This is a genomic window from Streptococcus infantis SPAR10 (assembly GCF_000279535.1).
Taxonomy (GTDB): Bacteria; Bacillota; Bacilli; order Lactobacillales; family Streptococcaceae; genus Streptococcus; species Streptococcus infantis_I.
On record NZ_ALCH01000001.1, the window covers coordinates 90,745 to 110,016 of the forward strand.

Genomic DNA, 19,272 nt, shown 5'->3' on the forward strand with positions numbered 1-19,272 from the left:
ACTTTTTTGGAAACGAGTGAAATATGGTATAATAGCACTAGCTTATTTTCAGAGAAATAGATAAAAATAGTTAAGAAAGGGGCTGAAAGATGTCTCATATTATTGAATTGCCAGAAGTCTTGGCCAACCAAATTGCGGCAGGAGAAGTGATCGAGCGCCCTGCTAGTGTAGTCAAGGAACTGATTGAAAACGCCATTGATGCTGGCTCTAGCCAGATTATCGTTGAAATCGAGGAAGCTGGACTTAAGAAGATCCAAATCACAGATAATGGTCACGGGATTGCCCACGACGAAGTAGAGTTGGCTCTCCGTCGTCATGCCACTAGTAAGATAAAGAATCAGGCAGATCTCTTTCGGATTCGCACGCTGGGTTTTCGTGGTGAAGCCCTGCCTTCAATCGCTTCTGTTAGTGTTTTAACTTTGTTGACTGCGGTGGATGGAGCAAGTCACGGGACCAAGTTAGTGGCTCGTGGGGGAGAAGTTGAGGAAATCATCCCTGCGACCAGTCCTGTTGGGACCAAGGTTTGTGTGGAGGATCTCTTTTTCAACACACCAGCCCGTCTCAAGTATATGAAGAGTCAACAGGCAGAGTTGTCTCATATCATTGATATTGTCAATCGTCTAGGCTTGGCCCATCCTGAGATTTCCTTTAGCCTGATTAGTGATGGTAAGGAAATGACACGAACAGCTGGCACGGGTCAACTGCGCCAAGCGATTGCTGGAATCTATGGTTTGGCTAGTGCCAAAAAGATGATTGAGATTGAAAATTCTGACCTAGATTTTGAAATTTCAGGTTTTGTCTCATTGCCGGAATTAACACGTGCAAATCGCAATTATATCAGTCTTTTTATCAATGGCCGTTATATCAAAAACTTCTTGCTCAATCGAGCTATTTTAGATGGTTACGGCAGTAAGCTCATGGTGGGGCGTTTTCCACTAGCCGTTATTCACATTCATATCGATCCTTATCTAGCAGATGTCAATGTACATCCAACCAAGCAAGAAGTACGGATTTCCAAGGAAAGAGAACTGATGGCGTTGGTTTCAGAAGCTATCGCAAAGAGTCTCAAGGAACAGACCTTGATTCCAGATGCCTTGGAAAATCTGGCAAAATCTACTGTTCGCAATCGTGAAAAAGTAGAGCAAACCATTCTCCCACTTAAAGAAAATAATCTTTACTACGAGCAAACGGAGCTGACAAGACCGACACAAGCTGAGGTGGCAGACCATCAGGTGAATCTGACGGAAGAAAGACAGGCTTTGAATCTGTTTGCTAAGGAAACCTTAGACCAGATGACCAAGCCAGCTAAACTGCATTTTGCAGAGAGAAAGCCTGCTAGCTATGACCAACTGGACCATCCAGAGTTAGACCTGGCTAGTCTGGATAAGGCTTATGATAAGCTGGAGCGGGAAGAATCTTCAAGCTTCCCAGAGTTGGAATTTTTTGGTCAGATGCACGGGACTTATCTCTTTGCACAAGGTCGAGATGGGCTCTACATCATAGATCAGCACGCGGCTCAGGAACGGGTTAAGTATGAGGAGTACCGTGAGAGCATTGGCAATGTTGACCAGAGCCAGCAGCAACTCCTAGTGCCCTATATCTTTGAATTTCCTGCGGATGATGCCCTTCGTCTCAAAGAAAGAATGTCTCTTTTAGAGGAAGTAGGCGTCTTTCTAGCAGAGTACGGGGAGAATCAATTTATCTTGCGCGAACATCCTATTTGGATGGCAGAGGAGGAAATCGAGTCTGGAATCTATGAGATGTGCGACATGCTCCTCTTGACCAAGGAAGTTTCAATCAAGAAATACCGAGCTGAACTAGCCATTATGATGTCCTGCAAGCGGTCCATCAAGGCTAACCATCGTATTGATGACCACTCGGCTAGACAACTCCTCTATCAGCTCTCTCAATGTGACAACCCCTATAACTGTCCACACGGACGTCCTGTTTTGGTACACTTTACCAAGTCGGACATGGAAAAGATGTTCCGTCGCATTCAGGAAAATCATACCAGCCTCCGAGAGCTAGGAAAATACTAATACTCTTCGAAAATCTCTCTAAACTGCATCAGCCTTACCTTGCCTAACTCAAGTTATGCCTACAGTTAGCTTCCTAGTTTAGACTTGATTTTCATTGAGTATAAATTGAAGGGAAAATTATGTACGAATATCTAAAGGGTATTATTACCAAAATTACTGCTAAATACATCGTTCTAGAAGCTAACGGTATCGGCTACATCCTACACGTAGCTAACCCTTATGCCTACTCAGGGCAAGTCAACCAAGAAGCACAAATCTATGTGCATCAAGTCGTTCGCGAAGATGCTCATCTACTTTACGGTTTTCGCTCGGAAGATGAGAAGAAACTCTTTCTCAGCTTAATCTCTGTATCAGGCATCGGCCCAGTTTCAGCTCTGGCTATCATCGCAGCTGATGACAATGCAGGCTTGGTTCAAGCCATCGAGACTAAGAACATCACCTACTTGACCAAGTTCCCCAAAATTGGCAAGAAAACAGCCCAACAGATGGTGCTGGACTTGGAAGGCAAGGTAGTCGTGGCTAGTGATGACCTTCCTGCCAAGGCTGCAGTTCCATCTAGCAGCGACAACCAAGAATTGGAAGAAGCTATGGAAGCCATGTTAGCCTTGGGCTACAAGGCAACAGAGCTTAAGAAAATCAAGAAATTCTTTGAAGGAACTTCGGATACAGCAGAAAATTACATTAAATCTGCTCTCAAGATGTTGGTGAAATAGGAGATTTCTATGCCAAAACGCTGTGGCTGGGTTAAAATGAACAACCCTCTATATGTAGCCTACCATGATGAGGAGTGGGGCCAGCCCCTTCATGATGACCAGGCTCTTTTTGAGTTGCTCTGCATGGAGACCTATCAGGCTGGTCTGTCTTGGGAAACGGTACTCAATAAACGACAAGCCTTTCGGGAAGCTTTTCATGACTATCAAGTTCAAGATGTTGCGGACATGACTGATGAAGAATTGGAAGCTTTGCTGGATAATCCAGCCATCATCCGAAATCGAGCCAAGATTTTTGCGACACGTGCCAACGCCCAGGCCTTTCTACAAGTGCAGGAAGACTATGGCTCTTTTGATAGCTATCTCTGGTCTTTTGTAGATGGGAAAACCATTGACAATGATGTGCCTGACTACAGCCAGGCGCCTGCCAAAACAGCTCTATCTGAGAAATTATCCAAAGATCTCAAAAAACGAGGCTTTAAGTTTACGGGTCCTGTTGCAGTTTTGTCATTTCTACAAGCTGCAGGTTTGGTTGATGACCATGAGAATGATTGTGAATGGAAAAGTAGAAATGAGTGCCGGTAGATGGCTAGAACATCGGAGAATACAGAAAAAGCTGAGAAATTCATCTCAGCTTTCTTTGTTATAGTCAAATCGAATGACTTGCTCCGTTGCGTCTACATACGCGTGGACTCCAAAGGGAACAATTGCTCTTGGTGTGGCATGACCAACGTTTAGATTATAGACAATCGGGGTATTGCTGTCAATGATATCCAATAGTGCCTCTTTATAGTCGTCATAGAAAGTTTCATCCATAGGTTTTCCGACCAAGAGTCCACTGATGACTTCAAATATCCCAGTTTCTTTTAAAGCCTGCAACATTTTTTTGAAAACATCAGGTTCAGGCTTTTCTTCACTTGTTTCTAGCAATAGAATCTTTCCTTTCCAGTCGGATAAGTCAGGGAAGAGTCTGTACTTTTGGCAGAGTTCTGTACTGTCTACATATCGAGAGTTGTCAAAGATATCGTAGAGGGATTCGAGGCAACCACCGAGGATTTTTCCCTCGAACTGGGCAGTTCCTTGTAACAAGTCAAAACCTGTATTTGTATGGCTGACACGAGGTGTTCCCAAGGCTTTGGGACTAAAATCAGTCCGTTCCTCATACCAAACGTCACTAGGTCGAATTTCTGAGATTCTTCCCGTCTCAATCAATTCTTTGAAGTAGTGGAGGCTATATGGCAACATTTCTTTGTCTAACTCACAAATGTCTGCTAAAAAGGATTGACCATAAAAAGTCTTGATGCCTAGTTTATGCAACATGAGGTGGTTCATAGTTGTATCCGAGAAGCCAAGAAAAATTTTTTGTTTGATAACCTTTTGTAGTTGGTCATTTTCAAAAAGATAAGGCAATAAACGATAGGTATCGTCTCCACCGATGGCGCATAAGATCATGTCGATGCTTTCATCAGAAAATGCCTGCATCAAATCCTCCGCACGAGCTTCAGGATGTTCTTTGATAAAGTCTAAGCCTTTTAGCGAATGGGGCAAAAAGATAGGACTGAGTCCTAGGTCCTTGAGACGTTGGATACCCAAGTCCACTTCGTGTTTTACAAAGTCCTCTCCGATAATGCCACTAGACAAGCTCACAATACCAATAGTAGAAACCATATCTTATCCTCCGAGAAATAGATTGAGCTTATTTTATCACAAAAGATGAGGGAAAACAACAAGAATTAGAGCCAGAAGAAGGCTTTTGGATCAAGAAAGTAGTAAAAAGCAACCAATTGTGTGGTTGCTTTTTATAGTAGTTGCATTCTTATAGAGCAGTAAGGAAGGTCAGTCCGCCAAGGATAACCCCAGCCGAGTTTGGAATGATTAGAATCCAGTCTTTCTTAGGTTCTTTTGTCCATCCATAAATGACCCAGATTAAGCAAGAGACAGCTGCTGATAAAGGTTGGAATGGTTGAGCTTTGTTCCCTTGTAAATTGGCAAAAATTTGAGGGATGTAGGCTATAAATACAATGATCCCGATAAAGGCACCAATTGAACCAACAATTTGATTAATTCTCTGTTTAGTCATATATATTTCTCCTTATTACTTTATTAGTATAACAGAAAAACAACTTGGATTCAAGGACAAAACCTCGGGATTCTAAGGAAAGCCTTTACATTAGAACGTTTTTAGAAAATGTAGCTACTTTTCTTTGGAGAATAAAAAAAAGCTTTGGAGCCATAATAAAAGTAGTCTGTCTGTAAAACACACTACTTTTATTGTTTATCTTAATATCTAGCAGGTCCAGCACTTGCACTCTTGATGTTGAAACGTTTTTTGAGGTAGAAACGTAGGGCAAGGAGAGCTCCTCCAATCACCAATAAAACAAGTGGTGGGAGGCTGATGTTGACGGCTTGTGGAAGGAAGTTGCTCAAGAAGAGAATGAGAACCCATGCAAACATAGTTGCTAACATAACCAAAAGTGATTTCCAGAATGGAGGGCGTTGGCTACGGTCAGTATCTGGTCCGTAGTAGCGGTAGATGAAGTGATAGAGAAGGTAAAAGGCAACTCCACCAAAGGCCCCTACACTGATAAGTGTTACCAATCCGTAAGCTACGGGTTGGTTTGAGAAGAAGCTCATCAAGGCGCTAACCACTGCAAACAGTCCTGTGATGAAAAGGGCTGAATCCAACATCATCAATTTTGGATCGTCATTTTCCTTTGGATGTTCTTTTTCGTATTGCTCTTTTTCACTAAAGCTGTGAGCCCAGTGAGTTGGTGCTCCGTAGATAGAACGAGCAGTCACACCTTTTGGTTGTTCTTCAAGGATATGAGGAATCACTTCTTCAAGGATAGCCTTGATTTCGGCATCGGTTTTGCCGTCCTTGAGAAATTGCTGGGTTGCAATATGGATAAATTCTTGGTTTTTCTTTGTTAATTCTTTTAAATCAATCTGTGACATAATAACTCCTGTTTAGAACCATTTTTTATGGATGAGGTAAAGAGTGAGAGAAACACTCATAGCAAAGGCGATAAAGACGATGAGCCAGAAAGCATGCGGTTCTCCGTTTAAAGGGATTTCATTGTCCTTAAAGTTCATTCCGTAAGCTGAGAAAATCATAGTCGGGATAGACATAACGATGGTCACGAGGGCCAAGGTTTTCATGATATTGTTCTGGTTGTTTGAAATGATAGAGGCAAAGGTCTCTGTCATAGAGTGAAGGACGTTTCCATAGATATCCGCCATCTCGATGGCCTGTTGCGTTTCAATCAATGTGTCTTCAAGTAAGTCTTCGTCTTCAAGGTATTTCTTAATATTGCTAGTTGCGCTGGTCAATTTTTTAATCACGCGCTCGTTTGTCTTAAGAGAGGCCTTGAAGTAGACGATGGTCTTTTCCAACTCCATGAGTTCAATCAATTCTTCATTTCGAGTAGATTTGTGAAGTTGGGTTTCGATTTGCTCACTCTTGCGTTCGATTGAACGAAGGGCTGTCAGGTAGATTTCAGCGTTGCGGTAGAGGATTTGGAAGATAAAGCGAGAACGCATAAAGGTATAGAAATTTCGAAGTCTCCGATTGATAAAGACATCTAGAAGTGGGAGAGGTTCCAAGCAAGTAGTAATAATAGCCTCCTCTGTGATGATAATCCCCAAGGGAATGGTCACATAGTAGGTACGGTTATTTCTTTCCTCTGTGATTGGGACGTCTACGATGATCAGAGTGTATTCATCTTCAATGGTAATACGAGACATTTCTTCCGCATCGAGTGGTGCACGGAGGTCAGCGATATCAATATCAAAAGCAGAAGCGATTTCCATCGATTCGCTCTGGGTAGGATTGACGAGATTGATCCAAGTGCCCGGCTGGAGCGTATCGATCTCTTTAAATTCAGTTGTTGTTGAGAGAAAGACTTGTTTCATATCTCCTATCCTTTCCTAATCTATTCTGTGTTTAAGTGATTTTTAGCACCGTACTATTATACTACAAATTCGGCTTTTTTGGTAATAGAATTTCACTTTTTTTGGTATAATGGAAAGCAACAATGGACTAGAAAGAAGTAACATGCAAGATAAGATTGTCATCCATGGGGCACGCGCCCATAATTTAAAAAATATTGACGTGGAAATTCCACGTGACAAGCTAGTTGTGGTGACGGGGCTGTCGGGTTCGGGCAAGTCCAGTCTTGCCTTTGATACCCTGTATGCAGAAGGGCAACGTCGCTACGTAGAGAGTTTATCAGCCTACGCTCGTCAGTTTTTGGGCAATATGGAAAAGCCAGATGTGGACTCTATCGATGGTCTCAGCCCTGCCATTTCTATTGACCAGAAAACGACTAGTAAAAACCCTCGCTCAACGGTTGGGACAACGACGGAAATCAACGACTATCTACGTCTCCTCTATGCTCGTGTAGGAACACCCTACTGTATCAATGGACATGGCGCTATTAAGGCTTCGTCTGTAGAGCAGATTGTCGACAAGGTCTTGGAATTGCCAGAGCGCCAGCGTCTGCAGATTTTGGCTCCTGTAATTCGTAAGAAAAAAGGGCAACACAAGACTCTGATTGAAAAAATTCAAAAGGATGGTTATGTTCGTGTCCGTGTCGATGGGGTTGTCTATGATGTGACCGAAGTTCCTGAACTTGAAAAGAATAAACAACACAACATCGATGTGGTGGTAGACCGTATTATCATTAAAGAAGGCATCCGTAGTCGTCTCTTTGATTCCATCGAAGCAGCCCTTCGTATCGCTGAAGGTTATGTAGTTATTGATACTATGGATGATTCCGAGTTACTCTTTTCAGAACACTACGCTTGTCCAGTTTGTGGCTTTACAGTTCCGGAACTAGAACCTCGTCTCTTCTCCTTCAATGCTCCGTTTGGTTCTTGTAGCGAGTGTGATGGTTTGGGGATCAAGCTAGAGGTTGATACGGACTTAGTCGTACCAGATGCTAGTAAGACTCTTCGTGAGGGAGCCTTAGCGCCCTGGAATCCGATCTCTTCTAACTATTATCCAAATATGCTGGAACAAGCCATGACAGCCTTCGGAGTGGACATGGATACTCCTTTTGAGGACTTGTCTGAGGAGGAGAAACATCTCATTTTCTATGGTTCAGATGGGAAAGAATTCCATTTCCACTATGAAAATGAATTTGGTGGAGTTCGTGATATCGACATTCCTTTTGAAGGTGTTATAGGGAATATTAAGCGACGTTACCATGAAACCAATAGCGACTACACCCGCACACAGATGCGTCTTTATATGAATGAGCTAACTTGTGGCACTTGTCACGGTTATCGCCTCAATGATCAGGCCTTATCCGTTCGTGTAGGAGGAGAGAAGGGGCTTCATATCGGAGAAGTTTCTGACCTTTCTATTGCAGACCACTTGGAAGCCATTAACCAGTTGACCCTATCAAAAAATGAAGCCATTATTGCTCGTCCGATTCTTAAGGAAATCAAGGATCGCTTGACCTTCCTCAATAATGTCGGTCTTAACTATCTGACCCTTTCTCGTTCTGCAGGAACACTATCAGGTGGGGAGAGCCAACGTATTCGCTTAGCGACCCAGATTGGTTCCAATCTCTCAGGAGTCCTCTATATCTTAGATGAGCCGTCTATCGGTCTTCACCAGAGGGACAATGACCGCCTGATTGCCAGTCTGAAAAAGATGCGTGATTTGGGGAACACCTTGATCGTGGTAGAACACGATGAAGATACCATGCGTGAGGCGGATTATTTGATTGACGTTGGCCCTGGTGCAGGGGTCTTTGGTGGTGAGATTGTCGCTGCAGGAACGCCCAAGCAGGTGGCTCGAAACAGTAAATCCATTACAGGGCAATATCTGTCAGGGAAACGTGCGATTCCAGTGCCGTCAGAACGCCGCGTTGGAAATGGTCGTTTTATCGAAGTGACAGGTGCGCGTGAGAACAACTTGCAAAATATCACTGCTCGTTTCCCACTTGGGAAATTCATTGCGGTGACTGGGGTCTCTGGCTCAGGGAAGTCGACACTTATTAATAGTATCCTCAAAAAAGCCATTGCTCAAAAGCTTAATCGCAATTCAGACAAGCCTGGAAAGTTTAAGACTATCTCAGGGATTGAGCATATCGATCGTTTGATTGACATCGACCAGAGTCCTATCGGACGAACTCCAAGGTCCAATCCTGCAACCTATACAGGTGTCTTTGATGACATTCGAGACCTCTTTGCTCAGACAAATGAAGCCAAGATTCGTGGCTATAAGAAGGGTCGTTTTAGTTTTAACGTCAAGGGCGGTCGCTGTGAGGCCTGCTCTGGTGATGGTATTATCAAGATTGAGATGCACTTCTTGCCAGACGTATACGTAGCTTGTGAAGTCTGCCACGGAACCCGCTACAACAGTGAAACCCTAGAAGTTCATTATAAGGAAAAGAATATCTCGCAAGTCTTGGATATGACAGTCAACGATGCGGTAGAATTTTTCAAACACATTCCAAAAATTCAACGCAAACTCCAAACGATCAAGGATGTAGGTCTAGGCTATGTGACCTTGGGACAACCAGCTACCACCCTTTCTGGTGGAGAAGCGCAGCGTATGAAGTTGGCTAGCGAGCTTCATAAGCGCTCGACCGGTAAATCCTTCTACATTCTAGATGAACCGACAACTGGTCTTCATACCGAGGATATCGCGCGTCTACTGAAGGTCTTGTCTCGCTTTGTAGATGATGGTAATACAGTTCTCGTGATTGAGCACAATCTAGATGTCATCAAAACAGCAGACCATATCATCGATTTAGGTCCAGAAGGCGGTGTTGGTGGTGGTACCATCATTGCAACAGGAACTCCAGAAGAAGTAGCTGCCAACCAAGCTAGCTATACAGGACAGTATTTGAAAGGAAAGTTACATCATGAATAAACGTGTGCAAGCATTTCTCGATAAAATGCAAGAAAAAGAACTAGATGGAATCATTATCAATAACCTTAAAAATGTCTACTATTTGACAGGATTTTGGGGTTCAAATGGAACAGTCTTTATCAGTCGTGACCGTCAGGTCTTGGTGACAGATGCCCGCTATATTATCGCTGCTAAGCAAGAAGTTACTGGTTTTGAGATTTTTGCAGAACGTGACGAGTTGGCTACTATCGCAAAGATTGCAAAAGATATGGGCCTTTCTCGTATTGGTTTTGAAGATGAGATTTCGGTTTCTTATTACCACCGCATGCAAACCGCCTTTGAAGGTTTGGAATTACTTCCTCAATCTCAGTTTGTTGAAGCGCTTCGTATGATTAAGGATGAGACAGAAATTGCGACTATTCGCAAGGCTTGTTCCATCTCAGACCAAGCTTTCCATGATGCTCTTGACTTTATCAAGCCAGGTAAGACAGAGATTGAAATTGCCAACTTCCTGGACTTCCGTATGCGTGAATTAGGCGCTGCTGGTTTGTCTTTTGATACCATCCTAGCAAGTGGTATCAACTCTTCTAAACCCCATGCTCACCCAATGCACAAGCCAGTAGAACTAGGCGAAGCAATCACTATGGACTTTGGGTGCCTTTATAAACACTATGTCAGTGATATGACACGTACCATCTATCTAGGTCATGTCAGTGATGAACAAGCAGAAATCTACAACACTGTTTTGAAGGCTAACCAAGCTCTGATTGACCAAGCTAAGGATGGCTTAGGTTTCCGTGACTTTGATAAAATCCCTCGTGATATTATTGTGGAAGCAGGCTATGGACAATACTTTACTCACGGTATTGGACACGGTATTGGACTTGATATCCACGAAGAACCGTACTTTAGCCAAACTTCCAAAGAAGTCATCAAAACTGGTATGGTCTTGACTGATGAACCGGGTATTTATATTGAAGAGAAATACGGGGTTCGTATTGAAGATGATATCCTGATTACAGATACAGGTTGTGAGTTATTAACCCGTGCTCCAAAAGAATTAATCGTAATCTAAGAAAAATGAGATAAATCGTTGACTTTTACTAGTTAAAGGTTTATACTGAAAGGCGAAAACGGTAGGTGAGGCTACCATAGGGATACGGATGACTACCGCAAAGCAGTGGAGACACTACTCGTTGGTCAACAGTCCTGGTCGCGAAGGTCAAGACTAAGCTCATTACATCGCCCTATGGAGTTAAAGCTTGAACGAAAACAGATAATAAGTTTTTTAGTCCTGCCATTTTATGGCAGGATTTTCTGCTGTTTTAGAACACAGAAAGGAGACAAACGATGCAAATTGACGATCATCCAGAACCGCACATACACAGCCAATCACTGATTTGTGTCGTTCTGTCCCTATAAAGTGATTGGTCTCTGTGTATGATACTCTTCGAAAATCAAATTCAAACCACGTCAACGTCGCCTTGCCGTACTCAAGTACAGCCTGTGGCTAGTTTCCTAGTTTGCTCTTTGATTTTCATTGAGTATGAAATCACCATTCATACAGATAGGAGAAACCAATGAAAACTACAAAAGAAAGACTAGCAGTAGCTATTCAAACTCCATTAAAAGATAGTCTAGCTTTTTACCATACAAGTCTAAAAGGCTTAGACCAAGAACAAGTCGAAGAAAACCGTGACCTATATGGTGAAAACACCATCACAAAAGGTCAAGAGGATTCCATCTTTAAAAAGATTTATGAGTCTATTATCAATCCTTTCACAATCATTTTGCTTGTGATTGCCTTTATTTCTCTCGTTACAAACGTTTGGCTTGCCAAACCTGGCCAAGAGGACCCTACGACCTCTATTATTATCGTTGTCTTGGTTTTGATTTCAGGAGGCATCCGTTTTGTCCAAGAGTTGCGGAGCGACAAGGCGACAACCAATCTTTCAAAAATGATTGTCAACACTGCAACTGTTATTCGCGATGGTCTTGAACAAGAGTTGCCAATCGATGAGTTGGTTGTGGGAGATCTCGTGAAATTGAGTGCGGGAGACATGATTCCAGCAGATGTCATCTTATTCGAATCGCGCGACTTTTTCGTTCAACAGTCAGGTTTGACTGGAGAAAGTGATGCAGTTGAAAAGCTAGCTTTAAATAAAGCCACTGGTCAAAATGTAGATAGTCTCTTAGAAACAGAATCTTTGGCATTCATGGGGACAAACGTTATCTCAGGAAGTGCGACAGCTATGGTCCTAGCAGTTGGTGATGACACCATGATGGGAGCCATTGAGCAAACTCTCAACACTTATGATGAACCAACTTCTTTTGAACGTGAAATGAACAGCATTTCCTGGCTATTGATCCGCTTGATGCTTGTCATGGTTCCAATCGTGTTTTTCGCAAATGGATTGACCGATGGAGACTGGCTAGAGGCTGGAGTATTTGCCTTGAGCGTCGGTGTCGGTCTTACACCAGAAATGCTTCCGATGATTATTACAGCCAGCTTAGCAAAAGGTTCCATTATCATGGCCAAGGAAAAGGTAGTCATCAAAAAACTCAATGCTATCCAAGACTTAGGAGCAATCGATATCCTTTGTACGGATAAAACTGGAACACTAACACAAGATGAGATTGTCTTAGAATATCCCTTGGATATCCATGGTGATTTGGATATGGCGGTCTTAAGAAGAGCTTATCTAAATTCACATTTTCAAACAGGTTTGAAGAACTTGATGGACCGTGCCATCATCAGTAGAACTGAAAAAGAAGCCAAGGAACATGTTATCCTACAAAATTTGGATACTAGCTTCCAAAAAATCGACGAACTACCATTTGATTTTGAACGTAGACGCATGAGTGTTATCGTCAAAGATGATAGTAATGTTGTTAGTATGGTGACCAAAGGCGCCTTGGAAGAAATGTTGAACATTTCGACACATGTGGAATATCGTGGAGAAATAATCCCTATTACGGAAGATATTCGCCAAGAAGTACTGGCAGAAGTTGGTCAATTAAACAGTCAAGGTTTGCGTGTATTAGGTGTTGGTTACAAGTCAGGTCTCCGTGAAGATTATGCCTATGCTGTGACTGATGAAAGTGACATGATTCTTACAGGTTACCTTGCCTTTTTGGATCCACCAAAACCATCTGCAGCACCCGCTATTCAAGCTCTACTTGAGCATGGTGTCAGAACAAAAATTTTAACTGGAGATAACGAGAAAGTAACCCAAGCCATCTGTGAAAAGGTTGGATTGGACGTTGAGCATATGCTCTTAGGTGCTGACATTGATCAAATGACAGACCAAGAATTGGCAGAAGCGGTTGAAAAAGTAACAGTCTTTGCTAAATTGTCACCTGACCAAAAAGCTCGAATTATTCTACAATTGAAGAAAAATGGTCATGCCGTTGGTTATATGGGTGACGGTATTAATGATGCCCCATCTATGAAGGTAGCAGATGTTGGAATTTCCGTTGATACAGCAGTAGATATCGCAAAGGAAACTGCGGATGTTATTTTGTTGGACAAGGATCTCATGGTTCTTGAAACAGGTATCGTTGAGGGGCGCAAGGTCTACGCCAACATGACCAAATATATTAAGATGACAGTTAGTTCAAACTTTGGGAATATCTTCTCACTATTGGTTGCAAGTATTTTCTTGCCATTTTTACCAATGGCTCCTGTTCATCTCATTGTCCTAAACCTAGTCTACGATTTATCTTGTGTGGCATTGCCGTTTGATAATGTGGATCAAGACTTCCTAAAACAACCCCATACATGGGAAGCAAAATCTATTACTAGATTTATGGTTTGGATGGGCCCAATCTCATCTGTCTTTGATATTTTGACCTTTATTTTCCTCTACTTTATTATTGTTCCTTTGATGACAGGCCACCATTATGTTCATGGGTCAGAATCTGCCCTTCAGTTTATTATCTTGTTCCAAACAGGATGGTTCATTGAATCTATGTGGTCTCAAACCATGGTTATCCATATGCTTCGTACGGCAAAAGTTCCTTTTGTACAAAGCAGACCAGCTTGGCTTGTAATCTTGACAACCTTGGTTGCCGCAATTTTCGTAACTAGTCTGCCTTATGGACCGCTAGTAAATATTCTTCGTTTAGCTCCATTAGGACTTCCTTATTTCTTGTTCCTAACCTGTATTATTTTCTTGTACATGTTTAGCGTCACAGTTATTAAGAAATTTTACATTAGGAAGTACAAAGAATGGTTATAGTTCGGTTTTTGTCAAGAAAAAAGATAGAAAACTGGAGAAAAAGTTAAATTTTTTTAAAAATAGGTCGCAAGTCGGATGTTTTTTATGGTATAATAGAATAAACTGATAGTAACATGTAGCGAAAGGGGTAGGTACATGATCAAAATTTATACAGTCTCAAGTTGTACTAGCTGTAAAAAAGCTAAGACCTGGCTCAATGCCCACCAGTTAAGTTATAAAGAACAAAACCTCGGTAAAGAGGGGATTTCTAGAGAAGAATTATTAGATATTCTAACAAAAACAGACAATGGAATTGCGAGCATTGTATCATCAAAGAATCGCTACGCTAAAGCTCTCGGAGTTGATATCGAAGATTTGAGTGTCAATGAAGTGCTTAATTTAATCATGGAAACACCACGCATCCTAAAAAGTCCAATTCTTGTTGACGAGAAACGTTTACAAGTTGGCTATAAAGAAGATGACATTCGTGCCTTCTTGCCACGCTCTGTCCGCAATGTAGAAAATGCAGAAGCACGTTTACGTGCAGCACTATAAAACATAAAGGCTGGGAGTGACTCCTAGCCTTATTTGATAGATAAATAAGGAAAAATAAATATGAAGAAGATAGTTATCGGTACAGTTGCGCTCCTATTTTTGCTAGTTGGTTGTGGACAGAAAAAAGAGTCTGCGGAACCTTCTAAAGATACAACGACAGAAGCTCTCCAATCAACTCTACCAGTCCTAGAAAATGCCAATAACAATACAGTTGTAACAAAGACGCTTGTTCTACCTGCTGACGAAAATGGGGTTCAACAAACCCAGACCATTACCTATAAGGGCAAACAGTTTTTGACCTTAACGATTCAGCAAAAACGACAAGTTTCAGAAGACCTCAAGAACTTTATTGCAGAGCATGGATTAGAGGAAGCAAGAAAGGCCTTGAAAGAAGGAGAAGACAAGGATGAATCGGTCCAAGAAGCACGTAAAATTCCTGGATTTAACATTGAAACCAATCTTTTAAGTGAAACCGAGATTGAAACAAAAACAAGTTATGATTTTCAAGTTCTAGACGTTAAAAAGGCAAGCGAAAGCGAATATTTAAAAAATGTGGGATTAGAAAATCTACTAAAAAACGAACCAGAAGAATATATTGAAAATCGAGTTGCAAGTGGCGCGACTGTCCAGTAAGGAAGTCACAGAAAATCAGCAAAATCAGGCTGTGTCATTTGTAGAATGGCTGTGAATGTGCTATAATAGTACTATTCTAAGGAAAGAGGGTGTTAGAATGGGATTTACTGAAGAAACCGTACGTTTTAAATTGGATGATTCCAATAAAAAAGAAATTAGTGAAACATTGACAGAAGTCTATGCTTCATTGAATGAGAAGGGGTATAACCCTATTAATCAGATTGTGGGCTATGTTCTCAGTGGAGACCCAGCTTACGTTCCTCGTTATAACAATGCACGAAATCAAATTCGTAAGTATGAACGCGATGAAATTGTTGAAGAGTTGGTTCGCTACTACCTTAAGGGACAAGGAGTCGATCTATAATCTATGAGAATTATGGGATTGGACGTTGGTTCCAAAACAGTAGGAGTAGCGATTAGCGATCCGCTAGGTTTTACAGCACAAGGGCTTGAAATCATCCAAATCAATGAAGATCAAGGAGAGTTCGGCTTTGAACGACTCAAGGAATTGGTTGACACCTATAAGGTGGAGCGCTTTGTTGTTGGTTTACCTAAAAACATGAATAATACCAGTGGACCGAGGGTTGAAGCTAGTCAAGCCTATGGTGTAAAGCTAGAAGAACTTTTTGGTTTGCCAGTAGAGTATCAAGATGAACGCTTGACTACGGTTGCTGCAGAGCGCATGTTGATTGAGCAAGCAGACATTAGTCGCAATAAGCGTAAAAAAGTTATTGATAAATTGGCAGCTCAGTTGATTTTGCAAAATTATTTAGATAGAAAATTTTAAGACAGAGGAGAAACTATGTCACACGATCACAACCACGATCACGAAGAACGTGAACTTATTACACTTGTAGATGAGCAAGGAAACGAAACTTTATTTGAAATCCTTTTGACTATTGACGGAAAAGAAGAATTTGGTAAAAACTATGTTCTTCTTGTACCAGTTAATGCAGAAGAAGATGAAAACGGTGAAGTTGAAATCCAAGCATACTCATTCATCGAAAATGAAGATGGAACTGAAGGTGAATTGCAACCAATCCCTGAAGATTCAGATGATGAATGGAACATGATTGAAGAAGTCTTCAACAGCTTTATGGAGGAGTAAAAACATCCGGGGGATGTTTTTAGCCCTGCGCTAGAAAATAGAAACGCAGGTAGTCCGGGAGACTGTATCAGCCCAGTTCCTTAAAATAAGAGAGAACTGGTAAGTTCGGGGAACGTTTTTAGCCCAACTCCTAGAAACTAGAAAGAGTTGGAACGTCCAGTGGACGTTTTTAGCCTGACGCTAAAAATAAAATTTAGCTAGTATCTAGCAAAATGAGTAAAAAGCGAAGAGAATCTTCGCTTTTTTGTTAAGGAGATAAGCATGATTGAAGTAGAAAAATGGCTTCATAGTCGGATTGGCTTGAATTTTAGATCAGGATTGGGACGGATGCAAAGAGCAGTAGATTTGCTGGGGAATCCTGAGCAAACCTATCCAATTATCCATGTGACAGGGACAAATGGCAAGGGGTCAACTATTGCTTTTATGAGAGAGCTTTTTGTTGCCCATGGGAAAACGGTTGGTACCTTTACTTCGCCCCACATTGTCAGCATCCATGACCGTATCTGTATTAATGGTGAGCCTATATCGGACGAAGATTTTATTCGTTTAGCAAATCAAGTCAAAGCAATGGAGCAAAGACTTCTAGAAACCCACGATCAGCTCTCTTTTTTTGAGTTACTGACCTTGATTGCTTTGCTTTATTTTAAAGAGCAAGAAGTAGATTTGGTCCTACTAGAAGTTGGGATAGGTGGACTTCTTGATACTACCAATGTCGTGACAGGAGAAATTGCAATCATCACATCAATCGGCCTCGATCATCAGGAGACCTTGGGCGATAGTTTAACAGCAATTGCAGAGCAGAAAGCAGGAATTTTTAAGCCTGGGAAATCAGCTGTGATTGCAAATTTAGCACCGGAAGCCCAACTCGTTTGTCAAACGACAGCCACTGATTTGGGTGTAAGTCTCTACCAAGCTAATAAAGATTTTTCTTTCCAAAATGGGAACTTTTCTTCTTCTCTAGCTGACTTTAACCACCTAATATTGGGATTGGAGGGAGCATATCAGGAGGAAAATGCAGGTCTTGCCTTGCAGGCTTTTCTACTATTTATGGCACAAAGAGACAAGAAAGTAGATCAAGAAGCAGTACGTGCTGCCTTGCAAGCTACTAAATGGGCTGGAAGACTAGAAGCTGTCACTGAGCACATCTATTTGGATGGGGCTCACAATTTACCAGCTCTAGAGCGTTTGGTTGAGTTTATCCAAGAAAAAATCCAGCAAGGGTATCAGCCTCACATCCTATTTGGTGCTCTAAAGCGGAAAAATTATAGTGGGATGCTTACTTATTTAACAGAGCATTTACCTGATGTAGCTCTCTATGTTACGAGTTTTGACTATCAGGGTTCCTTGGAAGAGCAAGACTTTGGAGATTATACAAGCATTGCTTCCTATCGAGATTTTATAGATAATTTTGAAGCTTCTGCACAAGAGAAAGACTTGCTATTTGTGACAGGTTCTCTCTATTTTATATCAGAGGTTCGAGCTTGTCTCATGGCTCTAGATTCATTTGATTGACCCTCCTTCCCTTATTTGATATAGTTGAGGTGGAATGTTTCAGCAGTTTTTTGCTACTTTTAGCCGCCAAAAGAAAGGAGCTATCATGACATTAAAAAGATTCACACTTTCTCTTGCTTCTTTGGCAAGTCTTAGTCTCTTAGTTGCATGTTCGCCAAAAGAGCAGGCGGCTCCTTCAACCCAAGCAAGTACTAGTACGGAAGTAACAACTGGTCAGCAAGTGGAAACGACTGTTTCTAGTTCAACTGCTAGCTCAGTAACCAACATTGATGGGACCTATAAAGGGCAAGATGAGGGAGATAGCATTACTCTCGTAGTTACTGGTAATACTGGAACATGGACAGAAGTCGAAGCTGATGGTGATCAGGAAATTAAAAAGGTCACTTTTGAACCAGAAAATCAGAGAGTCTTTATTGGAGATGATATCAAGGTTTATGTAGCTGATGGCAATCAAATGATCATTGATGATATGGGTCGCGAAATTTCTGATCGTATCGTTCTAAAAAAATAGACATCTTTTGTAAGGATTTGAATCTCGTTAACACGGATTCGGGTCCTTTTTTCTTTAATCGATTTTTGGCATAAAAAAACCATACGATTAAGGTAGCTATTTTCTACCAAAAAAGTATGGAGGGATAGGTTTTATTAAAGGAACTGCTCTTGTAAAAAGTGAGCGACTCCGTCTTCTTCGTTGGTTAGTGGTAATTGCTCGTCTGCGAAAGAAAGTAGAGCGGGATTAGCATTTTTCATGGCATATCCTCTACCTGCAAAGGAGAGCATTTCTTGGTCATTGTGTTCGTCACCAAAGGCAATCAGGTTCTGTCTGTCTATATTCATGACATTGAGGAGGTATTCAAGGGCAAAGGCCTTGTGAACACCTTTTGGAGTACATTCAAGAATGTTCAAGGGACCGCCCCAAGTATTGATATTAAGCTGATGCTTGTAAAAGCTAGTCATCTCTTCTGCTAGTGCATATTTATCGTCTGCCCTAGTTTGTAATAAAATACAGTTAGGCCCCTTAGTCACTAAGTCAGGCTTGAATTGATTTTCAGGGCGAAAGTTTTCAACACCAAACAATTTAGGATCTGCAATTTCCTTGTCTGGGGATGTAATGTAAAACTTTTTACGGTATTCACCTGCGATAAAGTCTGCCTCGATATCCTCTTTTCGTTTTACGATATCCAAGAGATATTTTTTGTCCACAGTAAGGCATTTTTCATGTTTCCAAGCCCTACCAGGTAGGTGAGTGAGCGAACCGTTGAAGTTAATCATAGGAGTCTCAAGTTCAAGTTGGTCATAAAAATCTTTGGCCATACGATATGGGCGACCGGTTGCGATAACCACATGGTGGCCTTTCTTAGAAATTTTTTTAATGGTTTCTTTTGTAAAGTCAGAGAGTTTGCTTTCTCCATTAAGTAAGGTACCGTCTAAGTCCACGGCAATCATTTTTTTAGTCATAAAATCCTCCCGAATTTAGTTTCAGATAAGATGTTTCCTATTATATCAAAAAGCTGAAAGAAAAGCTGACTATAAGCAAAAATAAGAAGAATCATATCCTCTAAGAATTTTTAAAAATAGGAAAAACAGCTTGAAAATGTGAATGATTGATGATATAATAGTCATATTGTTC

18 protein-coding genes and 1 riboswitch are annotated in these 19,272 nt (G+C 41.4%); of the genes, 13 read left to right on the top strand and 5 right to left on the bottom strand.

Translation table 11 applies throughout. From position 1 onward, the window contains the following. The first annotated feature begins 89 nt into the window (after nt 1–89). The 3 genes from mutL (at nt 90) to SPAR10_RS02560 (ending at nt 3,334) form a co-directional block, all read left to right on the top strand. The gene (gene mutL, locus SPAR10_RS02550) at nt 90–2,039 is read left to right on the top strand and encodes a DNA mismatch repair endonuclease MutL (protein WP_004250478.1); all 1,950 of its coding nucleotides are present in this window, start codon (nt 90–92) and stop codon (nt 2,037–2,039) included. A 119-nt stretch (nt 2,040–2,158) separates the two neighbouring features. Then, nucleotides 2,159–2,752 carry a Holliday junction branch migration protein RuvA gene (ruvA, locus tag SPAR10_RS02555; RefSeq protein WP_004250480.1) on the top strand — a complete coding sequence of 198 codons (594 nt, stop codon included), beginning with the start codon at nt 2,159–2,161 and terminating at the stop codon, nt 2,750–2,752. Nucleotides 2,753–2,761: 9 nt separating this feature from the next. Further along, nucleotides 2,762–3,334: a DNA-3-methyladenine glycosylase I gene (locus SPAR10_RS02560; RefSeq protein WP_004250482.1), complete on the top strand. Its 573-nt coding sequence runs from the start codon at nt 2,762–2,764 to the stop codon at nt 3,332–3,334. Between the two features lie 45 nt (nt 3,335–3,379). On the opposite strand, the gene SPAR10_RS02565 is transcribed toward SPAR10_RS02560, so the two are convergent. From SPAR10_RS02565 to SPAR10_RS02580, 4 genes are all read right to left on the bottom strand, one after another. Then, a complete protein-coding gene (locus tag SPAR10_RS02565) occupies nt 3,380–4,417 on the bottom strand; it encodes a S66 family peptidase (protein WP_004250485.1) in 1,038 nt (345 codons plus the stop codon). Between the two features lie 148 nt (nt 4,418–4,565). Continuing rightward, nucleotides 4,566–4,829 carry a SemiSWEET family transporter gene (locus tag SPAR10_RS02570; RefSeq protein WP_004250486.1) on the bottom strand — a complete coding sequence of 88 codons (264 nt, stop codon included), beginning with the start codon at nt 4,827–4,829 and terminating at the stop codon, nt 4,566–4,568. A gap of 200 nt (nt 4,830–5,029) precedes the next feature. Then, entirely contained in the window at nt 5,030–5,704 is a 675-nt protein-coding gene (locus SPAR10_RS02575) for a DUF1129 domain-containing protein (RefSeq protein ID WP_004250488.1), read from the bottom strand. Between the two features lie 12 nt (nt 5,705–5,716). Then, nucleotides 5,717–6,661, bottom strand: a complete 945-nt coding sequence (locus tag SPAR10_RS02580; protein ID WP_004250490.1) for a magnesium transporter CorA family protein — start codon at nt 6,659–6,661, stop codon at nt 5,717–5,719. 142 nt (nt 6,662–6,803) lie between these two features. Here SPAR10_RS02580 and uvrA point away from each other — a divergent pair, with 142 nt between their 5' ends. From uvrA to SPAR10_RS02630, 10 genes are all read left to right on the top strand, one after another. Continuing rightward, the gene (gene uvrA, locus SPAR10_RS02585; RefSeq protein ID WP_004250493.1) at nt 6,804–9,635 is read left to right on the top strand and encodes an excinuclease ABC subunit UvrA; all 2,832 of its coding nucleotides are present in this window, start codon (nt 6,804–6,806) and stop codon (nt 9,633–9,635) included. Beyond that, nucleotides 9,628–10,689, top strand: coding sequence for a M24 family metallopeptidase (locus SPAR10_RS02590; RefSeq protein ID WP_004250494.1), 1,062 nt, complete (start codon nt 9,628–9,630; stop codon nt 10,687–10,689). The genes uvrA and SPAR10_RS02590 overlap by 8 nt, the downstream gene beginning before the upstream one ends. Nucleotides 10,690–10,742: 53 nt before the next feature. Further along, nucleotides 10,743–10,896, top strand: a riboswitch (M-box (ykoK) riboswitch). A gap of 298 nt (nt 10,897–11,194) precedes the next feature. Then, nucleotides 11,195–13,855 (top strand): magnesium-translocating P-type ATPase, encoded by a 2,661-nt coding sequence (gene mgtA / locus SPAR10_RS02595; protein WP_004250496.1) that lies wholly within the window; start codon nt 11,195–11,197, stop codon nt 13,853–13,855. 135 nt (nt 13,856–13,990) lie between these two features. Beyond that, a complete protein-coding gene (spx, locus tag SPAR10_RS02600) occupies nt 13,991–14,389 on the top strand; it encodes a transcriptional regulator Spx (protein WP_000591164.1) in 399 nt (132 codons plus the stop codon). Nucleotides 14,390–14,449: 60 nt separating this feature from the next. After that, nucleotides 14,450–15,022, top strand: coding sequence for an SP0191 family lipoprotein (locus tag SPAR10_RS02605; protein ID WP_004250498.1), 573 nt, complete (start codon nt 14,450–14,452; stop codon nt 15,020–15,022). Between the two features lie 97 nt (nt 15,023–15,119). Then, nucleotides 15,120–15,386: an IreB family regulatory phosphoprotein gene (locus SPAR10_RS02610; RefSeq protein WP_004250500.1), complete on the top strand. Its 267-nt coding sequence runs from the start codon at nt 15,120–15,122 to the stop codon at nt 15,384–15,386. Nucleotides 15,387–15,389: 3 nt separating this feature from the next. Beyond that, nucleotides 15,390–15,809 (top strand): Holliday junction resolvase RuvX, encoded by a 420-nt coding sequence (gene ruvX, locus SPAR10_RS02615; protein WP_033630844.1) that lies wholly within the window; start codon nt 15,390–15,392, stop codon nt 15,807–15,809. 15 nt (nt 15,810–15,824) lie between these two features. Continuing rightward, a complete protein-coding gene (locus SPAR10_RS02620) occupies nt 15,825–16,130 on the top strand; it encodes a DUF1292 domain-containing protein (protein ID WP_004250503.1) in 306 nt (101 codons plus the stop codon). 261 nt (nt 16,131–16,391) lie between these two features. Then, complete coding sequence (locus tag SPAR10_RS02625; RefSeq protein WP_004250504.1) at nt 16,392–17,642, top strand: bifunctional folylpolyglutamate synthase/dihydrofolate synthase; 1,251 nt, start codon at nt 16,392–16,394, stop codon at nt 17,640–17,642. 85 nt (nt 17,643–17,727) lie between these two features. Continuing rightward, complete coding sequence (locus tag SPAR10_RS02630) at nt 17,728–18,153, top strand: SP_0198 family lipoprotein (RefSeq protein ID WP_004250505.1); 426 nt, start codon at nt 17,728–17,730, stop codon at nt 18,151–18,153. Nucleotides 18,154–18,287: 134 nt separating this feature from the next. Here SPAR10_RS02630 and SPAR10_RS02635 read toward each other — a convergent pair whose 3' ends face one another. Continuing rightward, nucleotides 18,288–19,100: a Cof-type HAD-IIB family hydrolase gene (locus tag SPAR10_RS02635; RefSeq protein WP_004250507.1), complete on the bottom strand. Its 813-nt coding sequence runs from the start codon at nt 19,098–19,100 to the stop codon at nt 18,288–18,290. Between the last annotated feature and the right edge of the window lie 172 nt (nt 19,101–19,272).